Origin of the sequence: Nocardia sp. NPDC005978, from assembly GCF_040614455.1 — a bacterium.
Classification (GTDB): Bacteria; Actinomycetota; Actinomycetes; order Mycobacteriales; family Mycobacteriaceae; genus Nocardia.
The window spans coordinates 1-22510 of the sequence record NZ_JBEXUS010000086.1 but is presented as its reverse complement, the minus strand read 5'-3'; the positions used below and the strand labels follow the sequence as shown (position 1 = coordinate 22510).

Genomic DNA, 22510 nt, shown 5'->3' with positions numbered 1-22510 from the left:
GGCACGCGGCCGAAAGCCCGGACGGCTCACGGCCGCGCGCTGAAGTCGCGGAGCGGCGGTCGAGCTCAGGCTTCCAGCTTGTACCCGAGGCCGCGGACCGTCACCAGGTGCTCGGGCTTGGCCGGATCGGCTTCGATCTTCGAGCGCAGGCGCTTGACGTGCACGTCGAGGGTCTTGGTGTCGCCCACGTAGTCGGCGCCCCAGACGCGGTCGATCAGCTGCCCGCGGGTCAGGACGCGACCGGAATTGCGGAGCAGGTACTCCAGCAGGTCGAACTCCTTGAGCGGCAGGGTGACCGGACGGCCGTTGACCTGCACGGTGTGGCGGTCCACGTCCATGCGGACCGGGCCCGCTTCGAGCACGCTGGTCTCGCTGCCGCCCTCGGGCTCGTCGCCGACGCCGCGGCGCAGCACCGCGCGGATGCGGGCGATGAGTTCGCGTGAGGAGTAGGGCTTGGTGACGTAGTCGTCGGCGCCCAGCTCCAGGCCGACCACCTTGTCGATCTCGCTGTCGCGCGCGGTCACCATGATGACGGGCACGCTGCTGCGCACGCGCAGCTGCTTGCACACGTCGGTGCCGCTCATGCCGGGCAGCATGAGATCGAGCAGGACGATGTCCGCACCGGAACGATCGAACTCCGACAGCGCGGAGGGGCCGTCACCGACCACGGTGACCTCGAACCCCTCCTTGCGCAGGAGGAATGCGAGCGGATCGGCCAGCGACTCCTCGTCCTCGACGATCAGGACACTCGTCATCGGGTTGCCTCCACACCGTTGGTTCTGGCCCGCCCGAGGGGGCGCGGGCCGGTTTCCTTCTTCACCACCGGAATCCCGGCGGCAAGCTTGTTGTCCACACCGTGCTCGTCGCCGGGGTGGGCCGGGACGCGCAGGGTGAACGTCGACCCCGTGCCCAGCTTGCTCCACAGCGTGATCTCACCGTTGTGGTTGGCGGCCACGTGCTTGACGATAGCCAGCCCGAGCCCGGTACCGCCGGTGGCGCGCGAGCGCGCCTTGTCGGCCCGGAAGAATCGTTCGAAGACCCGTTCCTGATCTTCCTTGGCGATGCCGATGCCGCGATCGGTGACCGCGATGTTGACGTAGCCGCCGCGCAGCGCCCGGCTCACCGACACGTGCGCGCCGCGCGAGGAGTACGCGATGGCGTTCTCCACGAGATTGGACAGCGCCGTGACCAGCAGGGTCTGATCGCCGAGCACCTCGAGGCCGCTGTTGGCGTCGGTGCTGACGGTGATGCCCGCGACGTCGGCGGTGTTGCGGGAGCGCTCGATGGCCTGGGCGACGACCGAGTCGACGTCGACGGCGTCGAGTTCGGGCAGCTTCTCCGCGCCCTGCAGGCGGGACAGCGCGATCAGCTCGGTGACCATCTTGCCCATGCGCCGGGCCTCGCCGTGCAGGCGCTCGCCGAAGTGCCGGACCGAGTCCGGATCGTCCGCGGACTCCAGCAACGCTTCGGCCAATAGCGACATGGCGCCGACCGGCGTCTTGAGTTCGTGGCTGACGTTGGCGACGAAATCGCGGCGGGTGGCTTCCATGCGGGCCTGCTCGGAATCGTCGTCGGCGAAGAGCACCACGAAGTTGGGGTTCTCCTGCGACAGCGGGCGGGCGACGCCGCGCACGGCCAGCCGGGCCCGGCCGGGCATGGGGATCTTGGCGGTCAGTTCGAACTCGACGTCCGAGCCACCGGCCAGCACCTGCTGCACGGCGGCCCACGCGCGTTCGTCCAGCAACCGGTCGTGCACCACGCCCAGCTCCTCGGCACGCGGGTTGACCAGCACGACATCGCGATACTTGTCGACCACCGCGATGCCGCTCTCGGAGGCGAGCACGATGAGATCGAGGACCTGGGACATGGTCAGCCCCGAATCGGAGGCCACCCGGCGCTGCTCCTGACGCGCGGTGACATAGGGAATGAGCAATCCACCGACAGCCAGTCCAACGACGGCCGCCAGGACTGCCAACAGCACGGCCTGTGGAACGCTCACACTGTGAATCGTACGGTCGCCGACCGGGGGGCAAACCCCGGGTGGGGCAAGTTTCACGCAGGTCACAGGGGCTTACGCGGGTGTTGGCCCGGCGTTCACGCAATGTTCGAATTACGCGGGGTCTGTTTCTGGCGGATTCTCGGCAAACCTCCGGCGAGATGACTTGCGCGACCGGCCAGTTCAGTCCGTTTCGTCCCGGTAGAGCGAATTGCGCACCAGCTCACCGTGCTCGTCCACCCACTCTCCCAGCGCGAAAATCGGTACGAGCAGGTCGATTCCGGCACGCGTGAGCCCGTACTCCACCCGCGGCGGCGCCTCGGCGTACCGCCGCCGCTCGACCAATCCCATCGTTTCCATGCGCCGCAGGGTCTGCGTCAGCATCTTCTGGCTGATGGTCCCGATCTCCCGCCGCAGGTCCACCGGCCGCATGGGCCCGTCCCGCAGCGTGTAGACGATGACCGTCAGCCACGAGTTCCCGAACAGATCCACCGCGAGCCGCGCCGGGCAGTCCGCCTCGCGCCCCCCGTATTCCGCGAACTCGACCCGGGTCGGCTCGCCCTCTCCCGGTCCCGATTCATCGGCCTCCACCCGCGCCGGCACGGTACTGCCCGGCATCTCGACCCGCCTTCCGGATGACTCGCCGCTCGATTCCGCCACCGCACCCCCGGTCTCGCCGCTCCCGAGCTTTCTCGCCGGACGCTGCGCGACAGCCGCACGCCCGGGCGCCCGCATCGCGAGGGGGATCGGCTGCGAGTCGGGTTGTTTCGCGTAGTCCACGACGGTGTGCGCCCCCGGCTCGACCGTCATCCTCCGCGGCTCGGGCGCGGGCTCGGGCTGCGGTGACGAGTTCGGTGCGGCGGTCACGGGTTTCAGCGTGCCACCTCGATACGCACCTCGAGGTGCTCATCGCGGTTTCTACCGTCGAATTCGCAAGCACGAGTGAGGAGTTCACATGCGAATCGGAATCATCGGGGCGGGCGCCATGGCCCGTGCGCTCGGCGGCGGGTGGGCCGCGGCCGGGCACGAGATCGTGGTCGGGGCACGCGACGCGGAGCGGGCGGCCGGGGCGGCGGCGGAGATCGGGGGCGGCGCGCGGGGCGGGACCATCGCGGACGGGGTGCGGTTCGGGGAGGCGGTGCTGCTGGCGGTGCCGGTCTCGGCGTTGGGCGAGGTGCTCGCCTCGGGTGACTACGCCGGGCGGACGATCGTGGACTGCACCAACGCTTTCGCCCCGGACAGCGGGAAGTTCGTGCTCGCCGAGGACGCGGTGGCCGAGCGGATCGCGGCGACCGCCGCCGGGGCGCACGTGGTGAAGGCGTTCAACCTGTGCGCTGCCGAGGTGTGGGCCGTGACGGCCCGCGAGTTCGACGGGCAGCCGCTGCTGGTCCCGCTGTGCGGGGACGACACGACCGCCGTGGCCCGGGTGGCGGCGCTCGCCCGGGATCTGAAGCTGGAGCCCTTCCACGCCGGCGGCCTGGCCCAGGCGCGCTTCCTCGAAGCCACCTCGGCCTTCGTGGTGGGGCAGTGGTTCGGCGGGCACGACGCCCGGGCGATGTTCCCGCCACTGTCGGCTACTTTCGCCGAGGTCGACGGGTAGGCAGTCGACGGACAGACCCACCGGCGCGCCGCCGTCGAGCCGGCGGCCGCGCGCGGCGGTAGCCCGGGGAAACGATGCGCCCCCGATCGAGCCGCGACCAGGGGCGCATCGTCCGGCGTTCACGGCTCCGCCGGGCGTGACCATCGTTCAGCGTTCGCGACGCAGCAGCGTCCCCGGCGGACGTAACCATCGTTCAGCGGAGCGCACCGCGGCCGCCGGCGGCGATCACCAGCCCGGGTTGCCCCGGACCGGGATGTTCACGAAGCTCGGGGCGGCCGGGTCCAGCAGCAGGTGCTGGGGGCGCAGGCCCGAGTCGATCATCATGGCGGTGATGGGCAGGCCCTTGGGGAAGTTGCCCGCGTAGACGTCGACGCGCAGGCGGTGACCCGGTTGCAGGATCGCCTCGACGGCCGCGACCGAGATGTCCAGGGGCACGGGCACTCCCGGTTCGGTGCGCTGCCGGGTATCGAGGGACAGGTCGGGCACCGGGTCGATGTAGTCGCCGTTCGGCAGGCGGGTGCTGCGGGCCTCGTCGATGGTGCGCAGCGAGGCGACCAACTGTCCCGTGGACAGGGTGACCGAGCGGCCGTCGGGTGCGACGTCGTTGACGGTCACGGACCAGTAGCCGTCGGCGGCGTCGTGAACGGTGTTGAGGCGCACCGCGATCGGGCCGGAGATGACGGTGGGTTCGGCCACGGGCGCGCTGGTGAAGGTGAGCCCGTTGGACTCGTGGATGCGCGAGTCCTTCCCGCAGGCGTCGATGATCGAGACGATGCCGATGGTCTCCTGGGCGGCGTCCCGCGAGCACAGTCCGGTCAATCCCGGTGCGACGGTGAGCAGGTCGGGGCCGGCCGGTTCGGTGAACAGCGACCCGTCGTGCACGCTGTGCCCGCCGGTGCCGCTCGGCGCGGCGGCCAGGTACATGCGCCGGTACTCCGCACTCGCTCCGGGGATCACCGCGGCGTCGGAACCGCCGGTGTCCGTGGCGAGTTCCCCGAAGCCCGGCGCGGTGATCCACCCGCCGCCCTGCTGTTTCATGGTGACCGGCCCGAATCCGTCGATGCCGTTGTCGATTCCCTTGAGCCACCTGTCGAACCACGCGCGCTGGAGCACGTCCATGCGCGGCGGCAGCCCCGGCCGCCCGGATTCGTTCCCGTTGGAGATGTGGTAGCCGTCGCCGACGAGCATCTGTTTCTGCCCGGCGGGCAACGGGATTCGGCGGTACACGTCGGCCTGGGAGGCGACGAACACGTCGTGCCAGCCGCCGGTGATGAAGGTGGGCACGGTGATCCGCTCGGGCGCGGTCTCCCAGGACAGCCGCGCGGGGCTGTCCGAGTCGAGCAGTTGGCGCACCTTGGGACTCAACGCGTCGATGTCCGGCTGCAGGAACACCTCGAGGAACGCGTCCACGAACGTGAACGGATCCTGCATTCGACTGGCCAGCCAGTTCATGTCGAAGCGCCCCTGTATCAACGAGGCGACGTCGGGCACCAGCTTGCCGCCGTTCACCGCCGCCAGCCACATGGGCATGAACGTCACGCCGATGGCCCCACCGGGTGCGACGAGATCGCGAAAGGGGTTGCGGCTGGGCACGACCGGGAAAATGGTCTTGAGCGCCGGCGGATTCTTCGCCGCCGCCTGCAACTGATTCAGCCCCGAATAGGAGATGCCCGCCATTCCCACGTCACCGGTGGACCAGTGCTGCCGCGACGCCCAGTCGATCACCTCGAGGGTGTCCTGCTGCTCGCGCGCACCGAGCAGATCCCAGATGCCCTGGGAGAAGCCGGTTCCCCGCACATCCACCACGACCTGCGTGTACCCCGACCTGATGAGCTGCCGGTCCACGGTGAACGTGCGCAGCAGTCCCCCGCCCAGCGCCCTGGTCAGGTCGGTGATGCCGGAGAACGGCGTCCCGGTCAGGTCCAGATCCCGGAAGGCCCGCACCAGCGCGTCCGACAGCCCCGGCACCGACAGCGCCGAATCCGCGATCATGGACCCGAGTTTCGTGTACGGCGTCATGTTCACGATGGTCGGCGTCGGGGTGTCGATCGGCCGCCCGGACGCGTCGGCGGGCCGGTAGACGTTCGCCTTCAGCACGGTGCCGTCACCCATGGTGATCGGCACGTCCCATTCGATGTTCACATGTGGGTAAACCTGTGGATCATCGTGCGTCGCAGCCCATTGCGCGCCCGCAGCGCCACCGTCCGGTCCGACCGGAGTGACTGCCGCGGCGGGCGTGAGGAATTGCGCGGTGGCCGTGACCGCGGTCGCCACGACCACGGCCTTCGCCACCAGGGATCTGAATCGGAATCGCACTGTGCCCCAACCACTTCTTCGTCCGACGGGTGGTCGTGACACTAGGTCGCGCACAGGGTGTCTGGGCCAGTTCGGCCGAAGTCTGTCAGGGTGCACAAAAGAAAAGACCCCGGTTGTGCACGTCGTTGTGCACAACCGGGGAGCTCATATCCGGGCCGCGTCGATCACCAACCGGTGTTGCCGCGCACCGGAATGTTCACGAAGCTCGGACGATTCGGGTCGAGCTGCACGTGCTGCGGCCGCAGTCCGGTGTCCAGGAGCATCGGGAGGATGGGCAGCCCCTTGGGGAAGTTGCCCGCGAACACGTCCACCCGCAGGCGATGTCCCGGCTGCAGCACGGCTTCGGTGCCGCTGAGCGGAATGTCGAGGGTGGTCGCCTCACCAGGCACGACCGGCAGCTGCTTGTCGAGCGAGGTGAACAGGCGCGGATCGGTGTAGTCGCCGTTCTCGGACCGGGCGCTGTTGGCGTCGTCGACCTCACGCAGCGAGGCCATGACCTGCCCCGAGGTCAGCACCGTGGAGGTGCCGTCCGGCGCGACGTCGTTGACCGTGACGGTCCAGTACCCGTCCTCGGCGTCCTGAACGGTGTTGAGCCGCACCGCGATCGGACCCGAGACCGTGGTGGCCTCCAGCACCGGCGCGCTGGTGAAGGTCAGGGCGTTGGTCTCGGAGATGCGAGAGTCCTTGGCGCACATGTCGATCAGCGAGAGCACACCCGCGGTGGCCTGCGCGGCGTCGTTGGAGCACAGGGTGGTGAGCCCCGGGGCGACGCTCAGGCGCGCGAGGTCACCGTTGGCCTCGGCGGTCAGCGAGCCGTCGTACAGCCCGTTGGAGGTGCCGCTGGCCTGCGCCGAGAGATACATGCGCCGGTAGCGAGCCGCCTCGGAAACCGGTGCGGAGGAACCGAATCCGTTCTGGGTGATCCAGCCGCCGCCCTGCTGGCGCAGCGTGACCGGGCCGTAGGAGTCGATGCCGTTGTCGATGCCCTTGAGGTGCTTGTCGAACCAGGCGCGCTGGAGCACGTCCAGGCGCGGCGGCAGGCCGGGCCGACCGGCTTCGGCGCCCGAGGTGGCGTGGTAGCCGTTGCCCATGAGCAGCTGCTTCTGCGTGCCCGGCGCGAGCGGCAGCTCGTTGTAGATCTTGGTCTCGGAGTAGGTGAACAGGTCGTGCCAGCCGCCGACGACGAAGGTCGCGGCCCGGATCTGCGAGGGATCGCCCAGCCAGCCCTGCCGGGCGACCGAGAGATCGTTGAGCATGTCCCGCACCCGCGGATCGAGGTTGGCCATATCGGTGGTGGTGTACGCCGACATGAGCACGTCGAGGTAGGTGTACGGGTCCGCCGCGCGGTCCTGCAGCCAGTTGAAGTCGAACTTGCCCTGCGCGATGGCGGCCAGGTCCGGCAGCCACTTGAGGCCGTTGATGGCGCTGAGCCACAGCGGGATGAAGTTGAAGCCGAAGCCGCCGCCGGGCGCGAGCACGTCGTTGACCAGATCACTGCCGGGCACCACCGGGAAGATGGCCTTGAGCGCCGCGGGCCGCTTCTCCGCCGCCTGCACCTGGTTGATGGCCGAGTAGGACAGCCCGCTCATGCCGACGTTGCCGGTGGACCAGGGCTGGGCCGCGGCCCAGTCGATGACCTCGACGGTGTCCTGCTGTTCGCGCTGGCGCAGCATGTCCCACGCGCCCTGCGAGAAGCCGGTGCCGCGCACATCGACGACGATCTGCGTGTAGCCGGACTTGATGAGCGAGCGGTCGACGCTGAAGTTGCGCAGCTGGCCGTTGCCGACGGAGTTGAGCAGTTCGCCGAAGCCGGTGATGGGGGTTCCGGTCAGATTGATCGACCGGAAAAGGTTGACCAGCGCGTCACCGAGGCCCGGGATCGCGAAGGCGCTGTCGGCGACGTTCGAGACCAGCTTGGTGTACGGCGTCATGTTGACGACGGTCGGCGTCGGGACGTCCACGGCCCGGCCGGACGCGTCCGCGGGGCGGTACACGTTGCCCTTGAGGACGGTGCCGTCGCTCATCGTGATGGGGACGTCCCATTCGATGGCGACATTCGGAAATTCCTGCGCCCCATCCTGCGCCGCGGTCCAGGCCGCGCCGGCAACGCCGCCGTCGGGGCCGAAGGACTGCGGGGTGGCATCGGCTGTGATGCCGGTCAAGGGAACGAGTAGAGCTGCCGCGGCAGCCGCCACAGTGGCCCGTAGCGCGTGCTTCATCGAACGTGATCTACCTCTCGCATCTGGTCGAACGACCGGAAGCTTAACTACCGAGAAGTAAGTTGCAAAGCGCGGTTACAGGTATTCATTTTTAATGGGCAATACTTCGGCAAATTGCATTGCAGGTCAGCGCGAATACCCTACGGTGCCGTACTGAGATCTGTGTCACCATTTCTCCATCGACGCTGGTAGATCCGCCGATCAGAGCGCTATTCGCCGCTCCGAATGCCCCGGAAACACAAAACGCGCCGTGCCCGAATTTCTCGGTCACAGCGCGTTCGCGTGAACTACGGCTTACTTAGCGCCCTGGTTCGCCACCGCGGCGGCGCCGGCGGCCGCGGCCTCCGGATCGAGGTAGACGCCCGGGCCCAGCGGGCGCAGGTTCTCGTCGAGCTCGTACTTGAGCGGGATGCCGGTGGGGATGTTCAGCCCGGCGATGTCGTCGTCCGAGATGCCCTCCAGGTGCTTCACCAGCGCGCGCAGCGAATTGCCGTGCGCGGCAATGAGAACCGTCTTGCCCGCGGTCACGTCCTGGGCGATGGTGTCCTCCCAGTACGGCACCATGCGGGCGACGACGTCCTTGAGGCACTCGGTCTGCGGCACGTCGATGCCGGCGTAGCGCGGGTCGTCGTTCTGGCTGTACTCGTTGTCGGCCTCGATGACCGGCGGCGGGGTGTCGTAGCTGCGACGCCACAGCATGAACTGCTCGTCGCCGTACTTTTCCTTGACCTGCGCCTTGTCCTTGCCCTGCAGCGCGCCGTAGTGGCGCTCGTTCAGGCGCCAATCGCGCACGACCGGAATCCAGTGACGATCGCAGGCGTCGAGCGCGTTGTTCGCGGTGCTGATGGCGCGGCGCAGCAGGGAGGTGTAGACGATATCGGGCAGAATCCCGGCCTCGGCCAGCAATTCGCCGGCGCGCTTGCCTTCGGCGACACCCTTGTCCGTGAGCCGGACGTCCACCCAGCCGGTGAACAGGTTGAGGGCATTCCATTCGCTCTCGCCGTGGCGCAGCAGCACGAGGGTGTACGTCATGGGGTCATCCTCCCACGGGCCGGATCACCCGCGGTGAGTCACCCTCGCCGGTGGTCTAGGCCCACTCCACCTCGTCGAACGTCACGGTCAGTCCGTGTCTGCGCGCACTGAACGCGACTTCGACCCGGAGTTCGGAGCGTGCCACGTTCACTTCGCGGACCACCCCGCAGACTCCCGTGAACGGCCCCTGGGGCACGTAGATGACATCACCCGGCGCGAATTTCGGAGACCCCACACCGCCACCGTAATGGGCGCACGAGTGGCTTTCGAGGAAAAGATTCCCGACACGCCCGACCGCAACGGCACCGTGACGCGCCGTAGCGGAGCCGCCGGCCGCTATCCCCCGAGCGCGAGCAGCCCGGCCCCCGCGAGGGTCGCCTGATCGGTCAATTCGGAAGGCACGACGCGCAACTCGTCGAGAAATCGCAGCCGCGCGTGCACGGCGACCGTGGCCCGCAACGGCTCCCACAGCGCCTCGCCCGACTGCGCGAAACCACCGCCGATCACGACCAGATCGGTGTCGAGCAGCGCGGCGGCCGAGGCCACGGCCGTGCCGAGCGCGGAGCCCGCCCGGTGCAGGGCGGCCAGCGCGATCCCGTCCCCGGCCCGGGCGGCCTCGGCGAGTTCGACCCCGCTCTCCCCCGTCCAGCCCTGCCGCCGCGCCCAGCGCACCGATGACGGCCCGCTCGCGACCGCTTCCACACAGCCGAATCCGCCGCAGGCGCACGGTTCCTCGTTGCCCGGCACCACGATGTGGCCCAGGTGCCCGGCATTTCCGGTGCGGCCCACGACGACTCGCCCGTCGGCGACGATGCCCCCGCCGATCCCGGTGGAGACTGTCAGCGCCAGGAAGTCCCGCACCCCGCGTGCGGCGCCCCAGCGCTGTTCGGCCAGCGCCAGGCAGTCCCCGTCGATGGTGAAGCGAATCATGGCCCCGGGGAACAGCTCCCCGACCGCGGCCACCACGTCGAACCCGCCGGCCCACTCCGGAATGTTGATCGGCCCGGTGGTCCCGGTGCGCACGTCGACCGGCCCCGCCGACCCGATGCCCACGGCGGTGACCTCGTCCCCCGCCGCGACGTCCAGCAGCAGTTCCCGGCACGCGTCCCACACCCCGCTCGCGGGCACGGTGATCCGCCGCGCACCCCGCACCGCGCCATCCGAATCAACGGTCCCCGCAGCGAATTTCGTCGCGCCGATATCCAGCGCCAATGCCACCATCGCCGTTACCCCTTCCGCAGCCCTGCGCCGCACCACGGCGGCCCGCGGCGATTGTGCCAGGCGCGAGTGCCCGCGCGGACCGGGCGATCCCCGAGGCTCCCCGCGACGGCGATCCCGGCCGCCGCGCAGGGAACGCCCGCCGTCGCAACACCGGCGTATCCCTCGCATTGCGCGTCGAAGCTCCAGAAGTCGGGCAGACACAGCCCGACGCCGACGACGTGCTCATCCCGGCGCGCGGCGGCGGGCAAGCAGGATCCAAGGCTTGTCGGCCACGTCCGCGTTCGAGCTCCGAATCGGCCGCGCCGACGTAGCTCGACGCCATCCACATCCGGCGATCCTCGCGCGCGGCGGCACCGCGGCGGCGGGTCCTACGGCTTGTCGGCCGAGTCCACCAGGTGTTCGAAGGCGCGCAGGTTCTTCAGCGACTCCCCGCGGGAGACGCGCCATTTCCATTCCCGGCGAATGGATTCCGCGAAACCGAGTTCGAGAATGGTGTTGAAGTCGGCGTCGACGGCCTCGAGGATCTGACCGAACCAGCGGTCGAGTTCGTCGGCGGTGACCGCGTGCGTGGCCAGCCGGCCGACCAGGTAGATGTCGCCCACGTTGTCGAGGGTGTAGGCCACGCCGTACAGCCGGCGATTGCGCCGCAGCAGGAACTTGTAGACGCCCTCGAAGTTCTCGTCGGGCTTGCGGCACACGAACGATTCCATGCGCACGCCGTGCTTGCCGACCTTGACCCCGATGGCCGTCTTGAGCTTGCGCTCACCGGGCAGGATGACGACGAACGTGCCGTCCGATTCCCGCGAGAACTCGATCTCGCGGTCTCGTAGCGTGTCGTCTATGAGCCGAGTGGTCACGTCGATCGATCCCGCGTCGTGCGCGGCAGCGTCGGTGTGTTCACTCATCGGCGCACGGCTCCCGTCCGGCGCCTCCAGAGCGCCAGTGATCTGGCTTGATTGCTGTCACCGTGCACGCTACCGCTGCGCACGCGCCCGGCCCGCGACGGGGACAGCGCGGCGCTGTAGCTGTCGAGCAGCCCGTCCGCGGTGTGCGCCCACGAGAAATTGGCCGCGTGCTCGACCGCTGCCAGGCCCATGCGATCCAGCCGCGCCGGATTCGCCAGCAGCGAGCGCAGCGCGTCCGCCCAGTCCTGGGTGCGGTGGCCGGGGACCAGCAGACCCGAAACACCGTCGCGCACAGCGGTTCCGAGCCCGCCGACATCGGCCGCGAGCACCGGGGTCCCGCTGGCCTGCGCCTCGATGGCGACCAGGCCGAAGGATTCGTTGTAGCTGGGGACCGCCACCAGATCCGCGGCCCGGTACACCTGCACCAAACGGTGCGGCGGCTGCGGCGGCAGGAAGGTCACGCGATCGGAAATGCCCAGGGCGGCGGCCAATTCGATGAGCGCGTCCGGTCGCTGCAGACCCGAGCCCGACGGTCCGCCCACGATCAGCACACGCAACGGGCGTTCGGGGCGATGGCCGAGCGCGGCCTCGTCGGCGAGCATCCGGGCCGCCGCGCGCACCAGCACGTCGGGAGCCTTGAGCGGCTGGATGCGGCCGATGAAGGCCACGATGCGATCCCCGGCGGGCAGGCCGAGTTCGGCGCGCGCCGCGGCCTTGTCACCGGGGTTGTACCGGGACAGGTCCGCGCCCGGCAGCACCACGTCGATGCGATCGGGATCCGCGCCGTACAGCTCGACGAGCTGGCGGGCCTCCTCGCCGGTATTGGCGACGAGCCGGTCGGCCTCGGCGACGATCTGCTTCTCGCCGATGACGCGGGCGGCGGGTTCGGGGGTGTCGCCCTCGGCCAGATAGGCGTTCTTGACCGCGGCCAGGGTGTGCGCGGTGTGCACCAAGGGCGTGCGCCAGCGATCGCGGGCCAGCCAGCCCACCTGGCCCGAGAGCCAGTAGTGCGAGTGAATGAGGTCGTAGTGGCCGGGCAGATTGCGCGCCTCGGTCCGCAGCACCTCGGCCGAGAACGGGCACAGCTGCGTGGGCAGATCGTGTTTGTCCAGGCCTTCGAAGGGACCGGCGACGACGTTGCGCACCAGCACGCCGGGCGCGGCCTCGACGAGCGGTTCGTCCTTGGAGGAGGTGGCGCGGGTGAAGATCTCGACCTGGGTGCCGCGCTTGGCCAGCTCGATGGCGGTCTGCAGCACGTAGACGTTCATGCCGCCGGCATCACCGGTGCCCGGCTGCGCGAGTGGAGAAGTGTGAACCGAGAGGACGGCGATGCGATGGGGCCGTAACTCGGTGCGTTGACTCACCTCTCCAGTGTGCACGTGTCCCGCCACCGGACCTACGTGGGTTACCTAACCAAGTGACCTGGCTCACAAGGAGTTTCGCAGTATACGCCCCTCGACGAGTAGCCGCCCGGACAAAGCTCCAGGTCCGAGCCTCACGCGGGGCATTCGCCCGGGTGAACGGGTGCCGCGCGGGTTCAGTTCAGGGTGTCCGCGAACGCGGTGACCTCGGCCACGAAACGCGCGGGATCCTCGATGAACAGCCCGTGCAGCGACTCCTCCCAATAGGAGGTCCGGGCCCCGGGCACGGTGTCGGCGATGTGGCGGCCGCTCTCGATCGGCACCACCGGGTCGGCGGTGCCGTGCAGGACCAGCACCGGGACGTCGAGGGCGCGCAGGGTCTCGGTGTTGTCCACGGTCCGGTAGAACAGCGCCTTGCGGACCCGCGGCGGGGTGGCGACGCTGCCGCCGAACAGGCGCTGGGCGTCCACGCCCTTGTCCGTGCCGCGACCCACGTTGGCGTTGCCGAAAGCGGCGAAACCGCGCATGGCCCGGGCCGCGGTCTCGGCGAAGACGTCGGGGATGGCCTGCAGCATGACCGGACCGGGTTCGGCGCCCGCGATGCCCCGGCCGATGCTGACCTGCGCGCCGGTGTAGATCACGCCCGCGACCGCGCCGGTGCCGTGCGCGGCGAGGTAGTCGGTGAGCACGATGCCGCCGTACGACCAGCCCAGCAGCAGCGCGCCGGCCGTGACGCCTTCCCCCGCGAGGACCGCCGCGACGTCGGCGGCCCAGTTCTTCGGATCGTCGTAGCCGTCCGCGGGCGCGCCGGAGTAGCCGTGCCCGCGCAGATCGACCGCGATCACCCGGAAGTGTTCGGCGAGCAGGTCCCCGGCCGCGCCCCAGCAGCGCAGGTTTCCGGCCCAGCCGTGCAGCAGCACCAGCGGGCGCGCGGACTCCGGCCCGCTCACCCGGTACACGATGGTGGTTCCGTCCGCACTGACCACTTCCCGAATCGCCATACCGGCCAGGCTAACCCGCAGCGACACGCCGGCTTCCGTTCGGGACGATCGCCGACTTCCGCTCGCGCTGATTCGTGCCCGGTGACCGGCTACCCGCCGCACCTCGGCGCGCCGAGCCGGACACACCGTGCCTAAGCTCTGCTGACATGAGCATTCGCACCGCTGTCGTGACCGGGGCCAGTTCGGGGATCGGGGAGGCCACCGCCCGCGAACTCGCCAAGCAGGGCTACCACGTCATCGTGGGCGCGCGGCGGGTCGATCGGCTCGAGCGGCTGGCGGCGGAGATCGGCGGCACGGCCCTCGCGCTGGACGTCACCGACGAGGCATCGGTGGACGCGTTCGCCGCGGCCGTCGAATCGGCCGAGGTGCTGGTCAACAATGCCGGTGGCGCAAAGGGTTTGGCGACGGTGGCCGACGCCGACCTGGAGGACTGGCGGTGGATGTGGGAGACCAACGTGCTGGGCACGCTGCGGGTCACCAAGGCCCTGCTGCCCAAGCTCATCGCCTCCGGTGACGGCCTGATCGTCACCATCACCTCGGTCGCGGCGTTCCACGCCTACGACAACGGCTCGGGCTACACCACGGCCAAGCACGCCCAGGCGGTGCTGCATCGCACGCTGCGCGGGGAACTGCTCGGACAGCCCGTGCGCCTCACCGAAATCGCCCCGGGCGCAGTCGAAACCGAGTTCTCGCTGGTGCGTTTCAACGGCGACGCCGAGCGCGCGGCCAAGGTGTACGACGGCATCGATCCGCTGGTGGCGCAGGACATCGCGGAGATCGTCGGGTTCGTGGCGTCGCGCCCGCCGCACGTCAACCTGGACACGATCATCGTCAAGCCGCGCGATCAGGCCGATCCGGGCCGCTTCGCGCGCCGTTCCTGATCACCCGGCCAGACGGATTTTCAGCGTCGAGTAGGTCGGGATGAAGACGTTGCGCTTGTACTTGCGTTCGACGATCTCCCACTCCCGGCCGTCCGCGGTGATCGCTTCCAGCAGCGCACCCAGTTCCGAATGGACCAGCTGCGCGCCGAGGCACAGGTGCCTGCCGCCGCCGAACCACAGCTGCCGGGTCTCGGGCACGTAGTCCCGCGCGACCCGGAAGTCCCCGACCGCGTTGTTGATGGACCAGGTCAGGATCTTCACGTGCTCGCCGGCCTTCAGCTGCCGCCCGGCGACCTCCACGTCGGCGGTCACCGAACGGCCCACCAGGTAGGCCGGGCTGGTGACGCGCAGCGTTTCGCGCACGGCGTCCGGGGTGCGCTCGGGCGCAGCCAGCAGCGCCCGCTGCTCGCCGCTGTCGTGCAGCAGCGCGACCATCCGGGTCATGGCGCTGGCCAGGGTGTCGGTCCCCGCGACGGCCATGAGAATCGCGAGCCCCGAGGCGTGTTCGAGTTCCAGGCCGAGTTCGCGGCAGCGGCCCAGGGTGGTCGTGCCGTCGGCGCGCTCGTAGGCGGCGGGCACGGAGGTGGCGAGCTTGCCGGCCAGGGTCCGGGCCCGTTCCACGGCCACCGGGTCGAGGGTGGTGGAGGCCATGGTGCCCATGGCCAGATTCACCAGTTCCTCCACGTGGGTGAACAGGACGCGGAACGGCTCGTCGGGATCCTCGAACGCGCTCGGGTCCGCCGAATCGGCGAAGATGGCCGCGATGTCGGCGGGTTCCATGCCCACCAGATCGGACACGCTGCGCCCGACCAGTACGCGGGAGCGTTCGGCGATGTCGACGGTCCGGCCCGCGGCCAGATCGACCGATATCTGCTTCAGCGCGGGCCCGATGGTGTCCGCGACCAGTGCGTCCGTATGCGTGGCGGTGAACAGGTCGCGCACCTTGTTGCGCAGCGCGGTGTGCCCGGGACCCTCGAACAGGTCCTCGACCCACTCCCCGACGACCTGCGCCCACCAGTGCCCGGCCGCGCCCTCGGACACGATGCTGAAGTGCGCGGAGTCGTTGTAGATCTGCCGGGCCACCAGCGGGTCGGCGACGAACCAGCCGAGCCCGGGCACCTTGCGCATCGGCTTGACCAGCCTGCCCGCCAGCAACAGCGCGGGCAGCCACGGTTGCCCGGCGGCCAGCAGGGTGAGTTCGTGGCGGGTGGCGGTCTTCAACATGGCACTCCAGACTCTCGCCGGTGACGTCTCCCGGCCTCCCCCGGCACGGGCGCTCGTTCAGCCTGCCTACGCGTATGCGGGGTTGCACGGCAATGTAGCCCACCTCACAATATGTGAATCAGAGATTCTTCATAATGGAAATGTGTGCGCTGCTAGCGTCCCCGGCATCTGTGGCTGTTTGGAGTGGATCGCATGGTGAGAGCACGAATCGAGGCGGTGGGCTCCTATTTGCCCGCCCAGGAGGTTTCGACCGCTGAGTTGCTCGCGCAACTTTCCGTCGAATCTCCCATCGACCTGGAGAAAGTCAGCGGGGTCCGGCACCGCAGGCGCTGTGGCGTCGACGCGGACGGGCAGCGTGAGGACTCCTTCACCGTGGCCCTGGCCGCCGCCCGCAGCGCACTGGACAACTCCGGTTACGCCGCAAGCGATCTGGACGTGATCATCTCCTGCTCGATCACCCGCATCCACGGGGACGACTTCTGGGTGGAGCCCTCCTTCGCCCTGCTGCTGCGCAACGAACTCGGCGCGGCGGGCGCGATCCACTTCGACGTATCCAACGCCTGCGCGGGCATGCTGACCGGAGTTCTGGTGTTGGAGCGCATGATTCGCACCGGCATCGTGAAACGGGGACTGGTGGTGTCCGGCGAGTACATCACCCCGATCTCCGATACCGCGGTGCGCGAGATGTCGGAGAAATACGATCCGCAATTCGCCTCGCTCACCGTCGGTGACGGCGCGGCCGCCGTGGTGCTCGACGACCGCGGCACCGCGGACGAGGGCATCGACTACATCGAACTCAACACCAGCGCCGCCTTCGCACAACTGTGCCTGGGCATGCCGAGCGACCGCAGCGCGGGAATCGCGCTCTATACCGATAATCGCGCCATGCACAACGAGTCCCGCTATTTGCTGTGGACGAATCGGCAGCGCGATTTCCTCGCCGAACGAAACAGCACCTTCGAGGCCGAGGGCTACGACCACGTCATTCATCACCAATTCAGCGGTCCCGCGGTGGAATTGATCAACAAGATCGCCGAACGGGAATTCGACGCCGCCGTGCCGCCCGGGCTCGCGGTCCTGGATCGCTACGGAAACACCGCGTCCACTTCGCATTTCGTGGTGCTGCACGACGCGCTGAAACAGCGGCGGATAGCGGCCGGGGACAAACTGCTGCTGGTCCCCGCGGCCTCCGGCGTCGTCGCCGGATTCCTCTCGGTCACCCTCGGCGAACTGCAGGTGTGCGACGCATGAAAATCGTAATCTCTTCCGTCGCTGTCGAAATCGGCGGCGGCAGCTCCATCGAACAGGCTGCCGCGGCCGCACGCCGGGCGGTGAGCGAGGCCGGCGCCACCCCCGAGACGATCGACGCGCTCATCAACACCGGCGTGTACCGCGACTCGAACATGGTGGAACCGGCCATGTCCGCGCTCATCCAGCAGCAGGCGGGCATCGGGCTGGAATACCGGCGCGGCGACGTGCCGTGCCTGTCGTTCGACCTGATGAACGGGGCCACCGGGGTCCTCAACGCGATCCAGGTGAGCCAGGCGTTGCTGGCCTCGCCGACCGTGCACCGGGTACTCGTGGTGTCCGGGGACGCGCACCCCGCCAAGTCGCCCGCACCGGCGCCCGGCTTCCCGATCGATCCGGTGGGCGCGGCCATGGTGCTGGAGAAGTCCACGGGCGCCGACGGATTCGGCCAGCTGCACATCAGCGCCACCGACGCCCGGCCCGAACCCGTCGGCTACGTGCGGCTGCCGGACATGGGCGCCACCGGGCGCGGGGCCATCACCGTCGATCGCACCGTGAATTCGGTGGAAGATCTGCTGCACCATGCCGTTTCGGCCGCGACCGAAGCGCTGGAGGTGGCCGGAGCCGATCCGGCGCGGACCCTGCTCGTCACCAATCGCCCCACCGGCGACTTCCCGGACCTGCTGGCCGAGCGCCTCGGGCTCCCCGCCGGCGCGGCGCACGCGGGTGACGCCCACGGCGACGCACACACCTCGGCCCTGCCCGCCGCCTACCTGAGCGCACGCGAGAGCGGCCGCCTGGACGGGTTTGAAGTAGCGTTGTTCGTGGCAGCGGGCGCGGGACCGTCCGCGGCGGCCATCGTCTACCGGCTGCCCGCCTAGCGTCCCCGGGAGGAGGTCCCCGTGACCAAACTGTGGGTGATCGTGCCCGCCTACAACGAGGAACGCGGCATCACCGCCACGCTCGAGGCGCTCGCCGCCCAGCGCGACGGGGACTTCACCCTGGTCGTGGTGGACAACAACTCCACCGACGGCACCGCCGAGGTGGTGCGCGGCTTCGCCGGCGCACACCCGGAGGTGCGGATCCACCTCATCGGCGAGACGCAGAAGGGCACCGGCGCGGCCTCGGACACCGGGATGCGGTACGCCATCGCGGCCGGTGCGCTGCGCCTGGCCCGGACCGACGCCGACTGCCTGCCCGCCCGCGACTGGATCGAGCGGGTGAACGCCGGGTTCGACGCCGGGCTGCAGTTGGTCAGCGGGCAGCTGATACCGCGCACCGACGAGGACGTGCGGTGGATCGATCGCACGATCATCCGCGTGGTGCTGGAGGTGGCCTCCACCTTCGGCAAGTTCCGGCCGGGCAACCAGGATCCCCGCTACCTGGGGCCGTACGTCATGACGCCCGGCTGCAACATGGCGATCACAGCCGAGCTGTACGAGGCCGCGGGCGGGTTCCCGCGCACGGCCATCGAGGATCTGCACGAGGACCGCGCCCTGGTGAACGCGGTCCGCATGCTCACCACCGACTACGGCCTGCGGCGCGACGTGCGCGTGTACGCCTCCAATCGCCGCGTGCGCGCCTGGGGCGTGCGCCGGACGCTGGCCTGGTACGCGGACCACCGGTACAAGCCGGAGCTGGTGGACATTCGTTGAACCGGGAGGACGCGGGTGGCGCGCGGCGGGGCGACGCGCGCCGGTCCGAGGATGCGACCGGCGCCGACGGCGGTCAGGACGGCCTGGGGAACGACGCCGTAGCCGAAATCGCCGGGAACACAAGCGGCGAGGGCCGGCAGCACGACGCAACAGCGGACATCCGTGGTGGCACCGCCGCTGCGGGCCACCGGGGCGATTCGAAGGCGGGGACCGCGCCCCGGTTCGCCACCGGTCCTACGCCGCATGACGCTCCCGCCGATTTCCTGGCACTGCTCGCCGAACAGGTTCGCCGGCATCCCGATGCGCCGGCGCTGGGGATGGTCGGCGCGGCTGCGCTGAGTTTCGCCGAGCTGGAGGCCCGGATCGCCGGCGTCGCGCAGCGGTTGCGGGACAACGGTTTCCAGCGCGGGGACCGGATGCTGTTCTCCATCCGGCCGTGTGCGGACGCGGTGACGCTGATCTTCGGGACCATCGCCGCGGGGGGCACGATCGTGTTCGTCGACCCGGGTGTGGGGCCCGAGCTGTTCGCGCGGCGAATCGGGCTGGTCGAACCGGCTTGGGCGGCAACGGAATCACTGCTGTACCTGCTGAGCGGCCCGCTGCACCGGCTCGGGCGCGCGCGGGGGCTGGCGTTGCCCGCGTTCGGCAGGCTGCCGGTCCGGCATATCCACAGCGGTCCCCGGCTGCCGGGCACCCCCGCCCGGTCCGTTCCGCTGCGACGGCTGCTCGGGAGCGGCGCGACCGCCGCGTTCGCCGCCGCCGATCCCGCCGCCGAGGCGCTGATCGTCTTCACCTCCGGCACCACCGCCGCACCGAAAGCCGTTGTGCACACCCGGGGTTCGCTCGGCGCGGGGCTGGCCGCCATGGCGGGGCGCAGCAGCCTCGGACCGGGCGGGCATCTGCACACCGAGCAGTTGATGATGGGGTTGCCCGCGCTGCTGGCCGGCGCGCGGTGGTCGATGCCGCGCTACCCGCGCTTCGGGACCCATATCGACCCGGTGGGGTTCGCGCGCGGTCTCGACGCCGCGACGCACGCGTTCTTCACCCCCGCCGATCTCGCGGTCGTGCTCGCCGCGATCGAGCGCGGCGAACTCGCCGCCCCGCGCGCGCTCCGCGAGATATCGCTCGGCGGTGCGCCGGTCACCACCGCGCTGCTGCGCCGGGCGCGGAAGTCCCTGCCGGACTGCGAGTTTCTCGCCATCTACGGCATGACCGAGATCCTGCCCGTCGCGATCACGTCCGGCACGGCCAAGCTCGATTTCGACGGCGCGGGCGATCCGCTCGGCACACCGGTGCGGGGCGTCACCGCCCGCATCGCCGCGGACGGCGAACTCGTGCTGTCCGGCCCCAATCTCTGCGCGGGCTACCTGGGCGAACCCCCGCTGCGCGAGATACCCACCGGCGACCTCGCCCGCCTCGACGGCGACACGCTGGTGCTCATGGGCCGCAAGAAGGACATGATGATCCGCGGCAAGACCAACATCTACCCCGGCCTCTACGAGCCCGCGATCGCGAACGTCGCGGGCGTACGACAGGCGATCATGGTCGGGGTGCCCGACGAGGTCGGCGACGAGCGGATCGTGCTGGCGGTCGTCCCCGATCCCGGCGCGACCGACGTGGTGGCCCGCCTCCGCCGCGAGTTGCCCGCCCTCATGGACACTTCCGCCCTCCCCGACGACATCGTGCTGGTCGACGAGATCCCCGTCAGCGGCCGCACCAGCAAGCCGGACCGCGCTGCCCTGCGCACCCGCCTGGCCGACCTGCTCGACTGATCTGCCGTCCGGTGGATCCGCGTGGCATCGGCCTGCACACCCCGCGCCGACGGGAACGAACCGGCCCGCAGGTGGGCAGGCATGTTGGGCGGCCCACACGAGCCCGGGCTGTCGGCAGGAAGCCCGCGGGGCGACCCGCAGGGGCGACCCGCGGGGGCAGCGAGGCCGCGACCGCACTACCGGTTGGGGCGAGATGATCGGTGCCGAGCTAATCCGGTGCCGCGCTAAACCGGCGCCGCGCGGCCGGTCAGCTCCGCCACGACCCGATCGGCGAAGGCTTCTGCGGAGGTGGCGTCGAGAATGCCTGTCACGTAACAGAATCCGAGCCGCATGCGGCCGTGTGTGCTGATGATGGACACGGTGAGCGCGCTGACGCACGAGTTCGAGCCCGCCAGTGTCACGTCGGAGATGCGCCGGCCCCCGACCGTTTCCGGGAAGTCGGCCCGCCCGACGTTGGTCACCGACACGTTCCACGGCGCGCGCCGGTCCACCATCTCGACCACGCGCCGGCCGGTCGCCACGGTGCGCGGGGTCCCGAACCGCATGCCCGCCACCACCGACAGGTGCTTGCGCCGCCGAATCCCGCGCTCCAATTGCCGATTCACCGCCCGCGCCGCCGCCCACAGTGACTCCCGCGGCCCGAACCGCACGAAGTTCGCCAGCACCGGCGCGTAGATCCCCAACTCCTCGGCGTCGGGCGCGGGTTCGAGCAGCGCCCGGAAATCCACCGGCGACCCGATCCCCGCCACCCCACCGCCCCCGGGCCGCGCGGTCTCCCCCACCACCCGCGCCACCGCCGCGGCCAGCACCCCGTGCACGGTGACCCCGGCCCGATGGCAGTCCGCGGTCAACGCCTCCAGTCCGGCCGCGTCCACGGTGCGGTAAACCGCCCGCGTCCGCCGCTCCCCCAGCCCCACCGCGACCGGCGGCACCAGCTTCCGCGGCCGCAACGCCACCGCCATCACCTGATCCGACAACGTGGTGTAGCAGTACCGCCAAAAACCTCTGGCCCCCAGCGGAATCAGGTCGTCCGCTACCGGAATCGGCTCACGCGTCCCCGGCATCGGCGCACCAACGGACCCAACCCGACCTTCGCGGCCGGTCCCACCCGCACGACCTCTCCCGCCGACGCCGGCGTGCCGGCCCGCACGGGACTCCGCGCCGAACCGAATCAGCTTGCGCAGCAGGGTGAGCAGCGACCGCCCGTCCATGATGACGTGCGAAACCGTCAGCACCACATCGTGATACTCATCCGGCGTCCCCGCCGCGTACCCGATGTCGACAATCCGGGCCAACCCGCGCTCGGGCGTGAACGGCGCCGCAAGCTCGGCGTCCACCTCCCGCCGCCACACCGCGTCGGAAGCGATGTCCTCGACTCCGACCACCGCGGTTTCAGCGAACGCGTAAGGGGCAACGCCTCCCTTGGAAACAACGGCCCCCGAGGCGGCAGCGACACGTGAGCCTGCAACGGCTCCCGAAGCGATGGAGGTTCCCGAGGCTACGGAGGCTTCCGCAGTAGCCGCGGTTCCCGAAGCGATTCCCGGAGCGACAGTGCCGTTCCGGGACGCGGCCCCTCCCCCGCCCCCGACCAGCACCCGCCGGATCGGAATCCCCGGATCCGCCAGCGCGAACAGCCGCGGATCACCGTTCCCGGCGTCCCGAACCCCGGCCCGCAGCAACGGGTACTCCGCGACCAGCGCGCCCGCCGCCCCGCTCAGCTCCTCGGCGGTGAGCCGCCCGTGCACCCGCACCCGCCCGACGCAGTTGGCCGGCGAGATCCGGTCGATGATCCAGAACCACCGCTCCGAGGCCCCCAGCGGACGCCCGAAATCCGTTGCCGCCGTTGCCGCTGTGCTCGCAACCACCGCCGAACCTCTCCGCCGAACCAGTTCGGCGCAGAATAGTCGCCCCACCTCCGCCTCGCACCCGGAACGGGCTTCGGCCCCGCGGTTCCCTCACGATCGGCCCGGGGGCACGTCCCGACGGGCCGCACGGCCGGACGTGGGCGGGACCGGACAAGTGGCCGGGTACGCGAACGGTGGCGCGGGCGGGTGCCCGCGCCACACTCCGCTAAGCTCA

19 protein-coding genes are annotated in these 22510 nt (G+C 70.1%); 6 read left to right on the top strand and 13 right to left on the bottom strand.

Annotated features, from left to right (window positions below):
* Window positions 1-65: 65 nt before the first annotated feature.
* The 3 genes from ABZ319_RS29820 to ABZ319_RS29810 form a co-directional block, all read right to left on the bottom strand.
* Window positions 66-755 carry a response regulator transcription factor gene (locus ABZ319_RS29820; RefSeq protein WP_354989836.1) on the bottom strand — a complete coding sequence of 230 codons (690 nt, stop codon included), beginning with the start codon at window positions 753-755 and terminating at the stop codon, window positions 66-68.
* The gene (locus ABZ319_RS29815; protein WP_354989835.1) at window positions 752-1999 is read right to left on the bottom strand and encodes an ATP-binding protein; all 1248 of its coding nucleotides are present in this window, start codon (window positions 1997-1999) and stop codon (window positions 752-754) included. Before ABZ319_RS29815 ends, ABZ319_RS29820 begins: the two co-directional genes overlap by 4 nt.
* Before the next feature lie 180 nt (window positions 2000-2179).
* Complete coding sequence (locus tag ABZ319_RS29810; RefSeq protein ID WP_354989834.1) at window positions 2180-2614, bottom strand: helix-turn-helix domain-containing protein; 435 nt, start codon at window positions 2612-2614, stop codon at window positions 2180-2182.
* Window positions 2615-2951: 337 nt separating this feature from the next.
* Here ABZ319_RS29810 and ABZ319_RS29805 point away from each other — a divergent pair, with 337 nt between their 5' ends.
* Entirely contained in the window at window positions 2952-3596 is a 645-nt protein-coding gene (locus tag ABZ319_RS29805) for an NAD(P)-binding domain-containing protein (RefSeq protein WP_354989833.1), read from the top strand.
* Between the two features lie 225 nt (window positions 3597-3821).
* On the opposite strand, the gene ABZ319_RS29800 is transcribed toward ABZ319_RS29805, so the two are convergent.
* From ABZ319_RS29800 to ABZ319_RS29765, 8 genes are all read right to left on the bottom strand, one after another.
* On the bottom strand, window positions 3822-5888 hold the full coding sequence (locus ABZ319_RS29800; RefSeq protein ID WP_354989832.1) for a CocE/NonD family hydrolase: 2067 nt from the start codon (window positions 5886-5888) through the stop codon (window positions 3822-3824).
* Between the two features lie 188 nt (window positions 5889-6076).
* Window positions 6077-8131 carry a CocE/NonD family hydrolase gene (locus ABZ319_RS29795; protein ID WP_354989831.1) on the bottom strand — a complete coding sequence of 685 codons (2055 nt, stop codon included), beginning with the start codon at window positions 8129-8131 and terminating at the stop codon, window positions 6077-6079.
* A gap of 294 nt (window positions 8132-8425) precedes the next feature.
* Window positions 8426-9163 (bottom strand): phosphoglyceromutase, encoded by a 738-nt coding sequence (locus ABZ319_RS29790; protein WP_354989830.1) that lies wholly within the window; start codon window positions 9161-9163, stop codon window positions 8426-8428.
* A 55-nt stretch (window positions 9164-9218) separates the two neighbouring features.
* Window positions 9219-9398: a hypothetical protein gene (locus ABZ319_RS29785; RefSeq protein ID WP_354989829.1), complete on the bottom strand. Its 180-nt coding sequence runs from the start codon at window positions 9396-9398 to the stop codon at window positions 9219-9221.
* Window positions 9399-9499: 101 nt separating this feature from the next.
* The gene (locus tag ABZ319_RS29780) at window positions 9500-10384 is read right to left on the bottom strand and encodes an ROK family protein (RefSeq protein WP_354989828.1); all 885 of its coding nucleotides are present in this window, start codon (window positions 10382-10384) and stop codon (window positions 9500-9502) included.
* A gap of 368 nt (window positions 10385-10752) precedes the next feature.
* Window positions 10753-11289 carry a YbjN domain-containing protein gene (locus tag ABZ319_RS29775; protein WP_354989827.1) on the bottom strand — a complete coding sequence of 179 codons (537 nt, stop codon included), beginning with the start codon at window positions 11287-11289 and terminating at the stop codon, window positions 10753-10755.
* Window positions 11286-12653: a D-inositol-3-phosphate glycosyltransferase gene (mshA, locus tag ABZ319_RS29770; protein WP_354989826.1), complete on the bottom strand. Its 1368-nt coding sequence runs from the start codon at window positions 12651-12653 to the stop codon at window positions 11286-11288. The genes ABZ319_RS29775 and mshA overlap by 4 nt, the downstream gene beginning before the upstream one ends.
* A gap of 173 nt (window positions 12654-12826) precedes the next feature.
* Entirely contained in the window at window positions 12827-13651 is an 825-nt protein-coding gene (locus ABZ319_RS29765) for an alpha/beta hydrolase (protein WP_354989825.1), read from the bottom strand.
* A 146-nt stretch (window positions 13652-13797) separates the two neighbouring features.
* On the opposite strand from ABZ319_RS29765, the gene ABZ319_RS29760 reads away from it, so the two are divergent.
* Window positions 13798-14532, top strand: a complete 735-nt coding sequence (locus ABZ319_RS29760; RefSeq protein ID WP_354989824.1) for an SDR family NAD(P)-dependent oxidoreductase — start codon at window positions 13798-13800, stop codon at window positions 14530-14532.
* On the opposite strand, the gene ABZ319_RS29755 is transcribed toward ABZ319_RS29760, so the two are convergent.
* Window positions 14533-15756 (bottom strand): cytochrome P450, encoded by a 1224-nt coding sequence (locus ABZ319_RS29755; protein WP_354989823.1) that lies wholly within the window; start codon window positions 15754-15756, stop codon window positions 14533-14535.
* A gap of 192 nt (window positions 15757-15948) precedes the next feature.
* On the opposite strand from ABZ319_RS29755, the gene ABZ319_RS29750 reads away from it, so the two are divergent.
* Genes ABZ319_RS29750 through ABZ319_RS29735 form a run of 4 tightly spaced genes read left to right on the top strand, consistent with a single transcriptional unit; the run spans window position 15949 to window position 20431 of the window.
* Entirely contained in the window at window positions 15949-17007 is a 1059-nt protein-coding gene (locus tag ABZ319_RS29750) for a 3-oxoacyl-[acyl-carrier-protein] synthase III C-terminal domain-containing protein (protein ID WP_354989822.1), read from the top strand.
* Window positions 17004-17885, top strand: coding sequence for a hypothetical protein (locus ABZ319_RS29745; protein WP_354989821.1), 882 nt, complete (start codon window positions 17004-17006; stop codon window positions 17883-17885). The genes ABZ319_RS29750 and ABZ319_RS29745 overlap by 4 nt, the downstream gene beginning before the upstream one ends.
* A 21-nt stretch (window positions 17886-17906) precedes the next feature.
* A complete protein-coding gene (locus ABZ319_RS29740; RefSeq protein ID WP_354989820.1) occupies window positions 17907-18659 on the top strand; it encodes a glycosyltransferase family 2 protein in 753 nt (250 codons plus the stop codon).
* Window positions 18656-20431, top strand: a complete 1776-nt coding sequence (locus ABZ319_RS29735) for a class I adenylate-forming enzyme family protein (RefSeq protein WP_354989819.1) — start codon at window positions 18656-18658, stop codon at window positions 20429-20431. Before ABZ319_RS29740 ends, ABZ319_RS29735 begins: the two co-directional genes overlap by 4 nt.
* Window positions 20432-20655: 224 nt before the next feature.
* On the opposite strand, the gene ABZ319_RS29730 is transcribed toward ABZ319_RS29735, so the two are convergent.
* Window positions 20656-22296, bottom strand: a complete 1641-nt coding sequence (locus ABZ319_RS29730; RefSeq protein ID WP_354989818.1) for a hypothetical protein — start codon at window positions 22294-22296, stop codon at window positions 20656-20658.
* Between the last annotated feature and the right edge of the window lie 214 nt (window positions 22297-22510).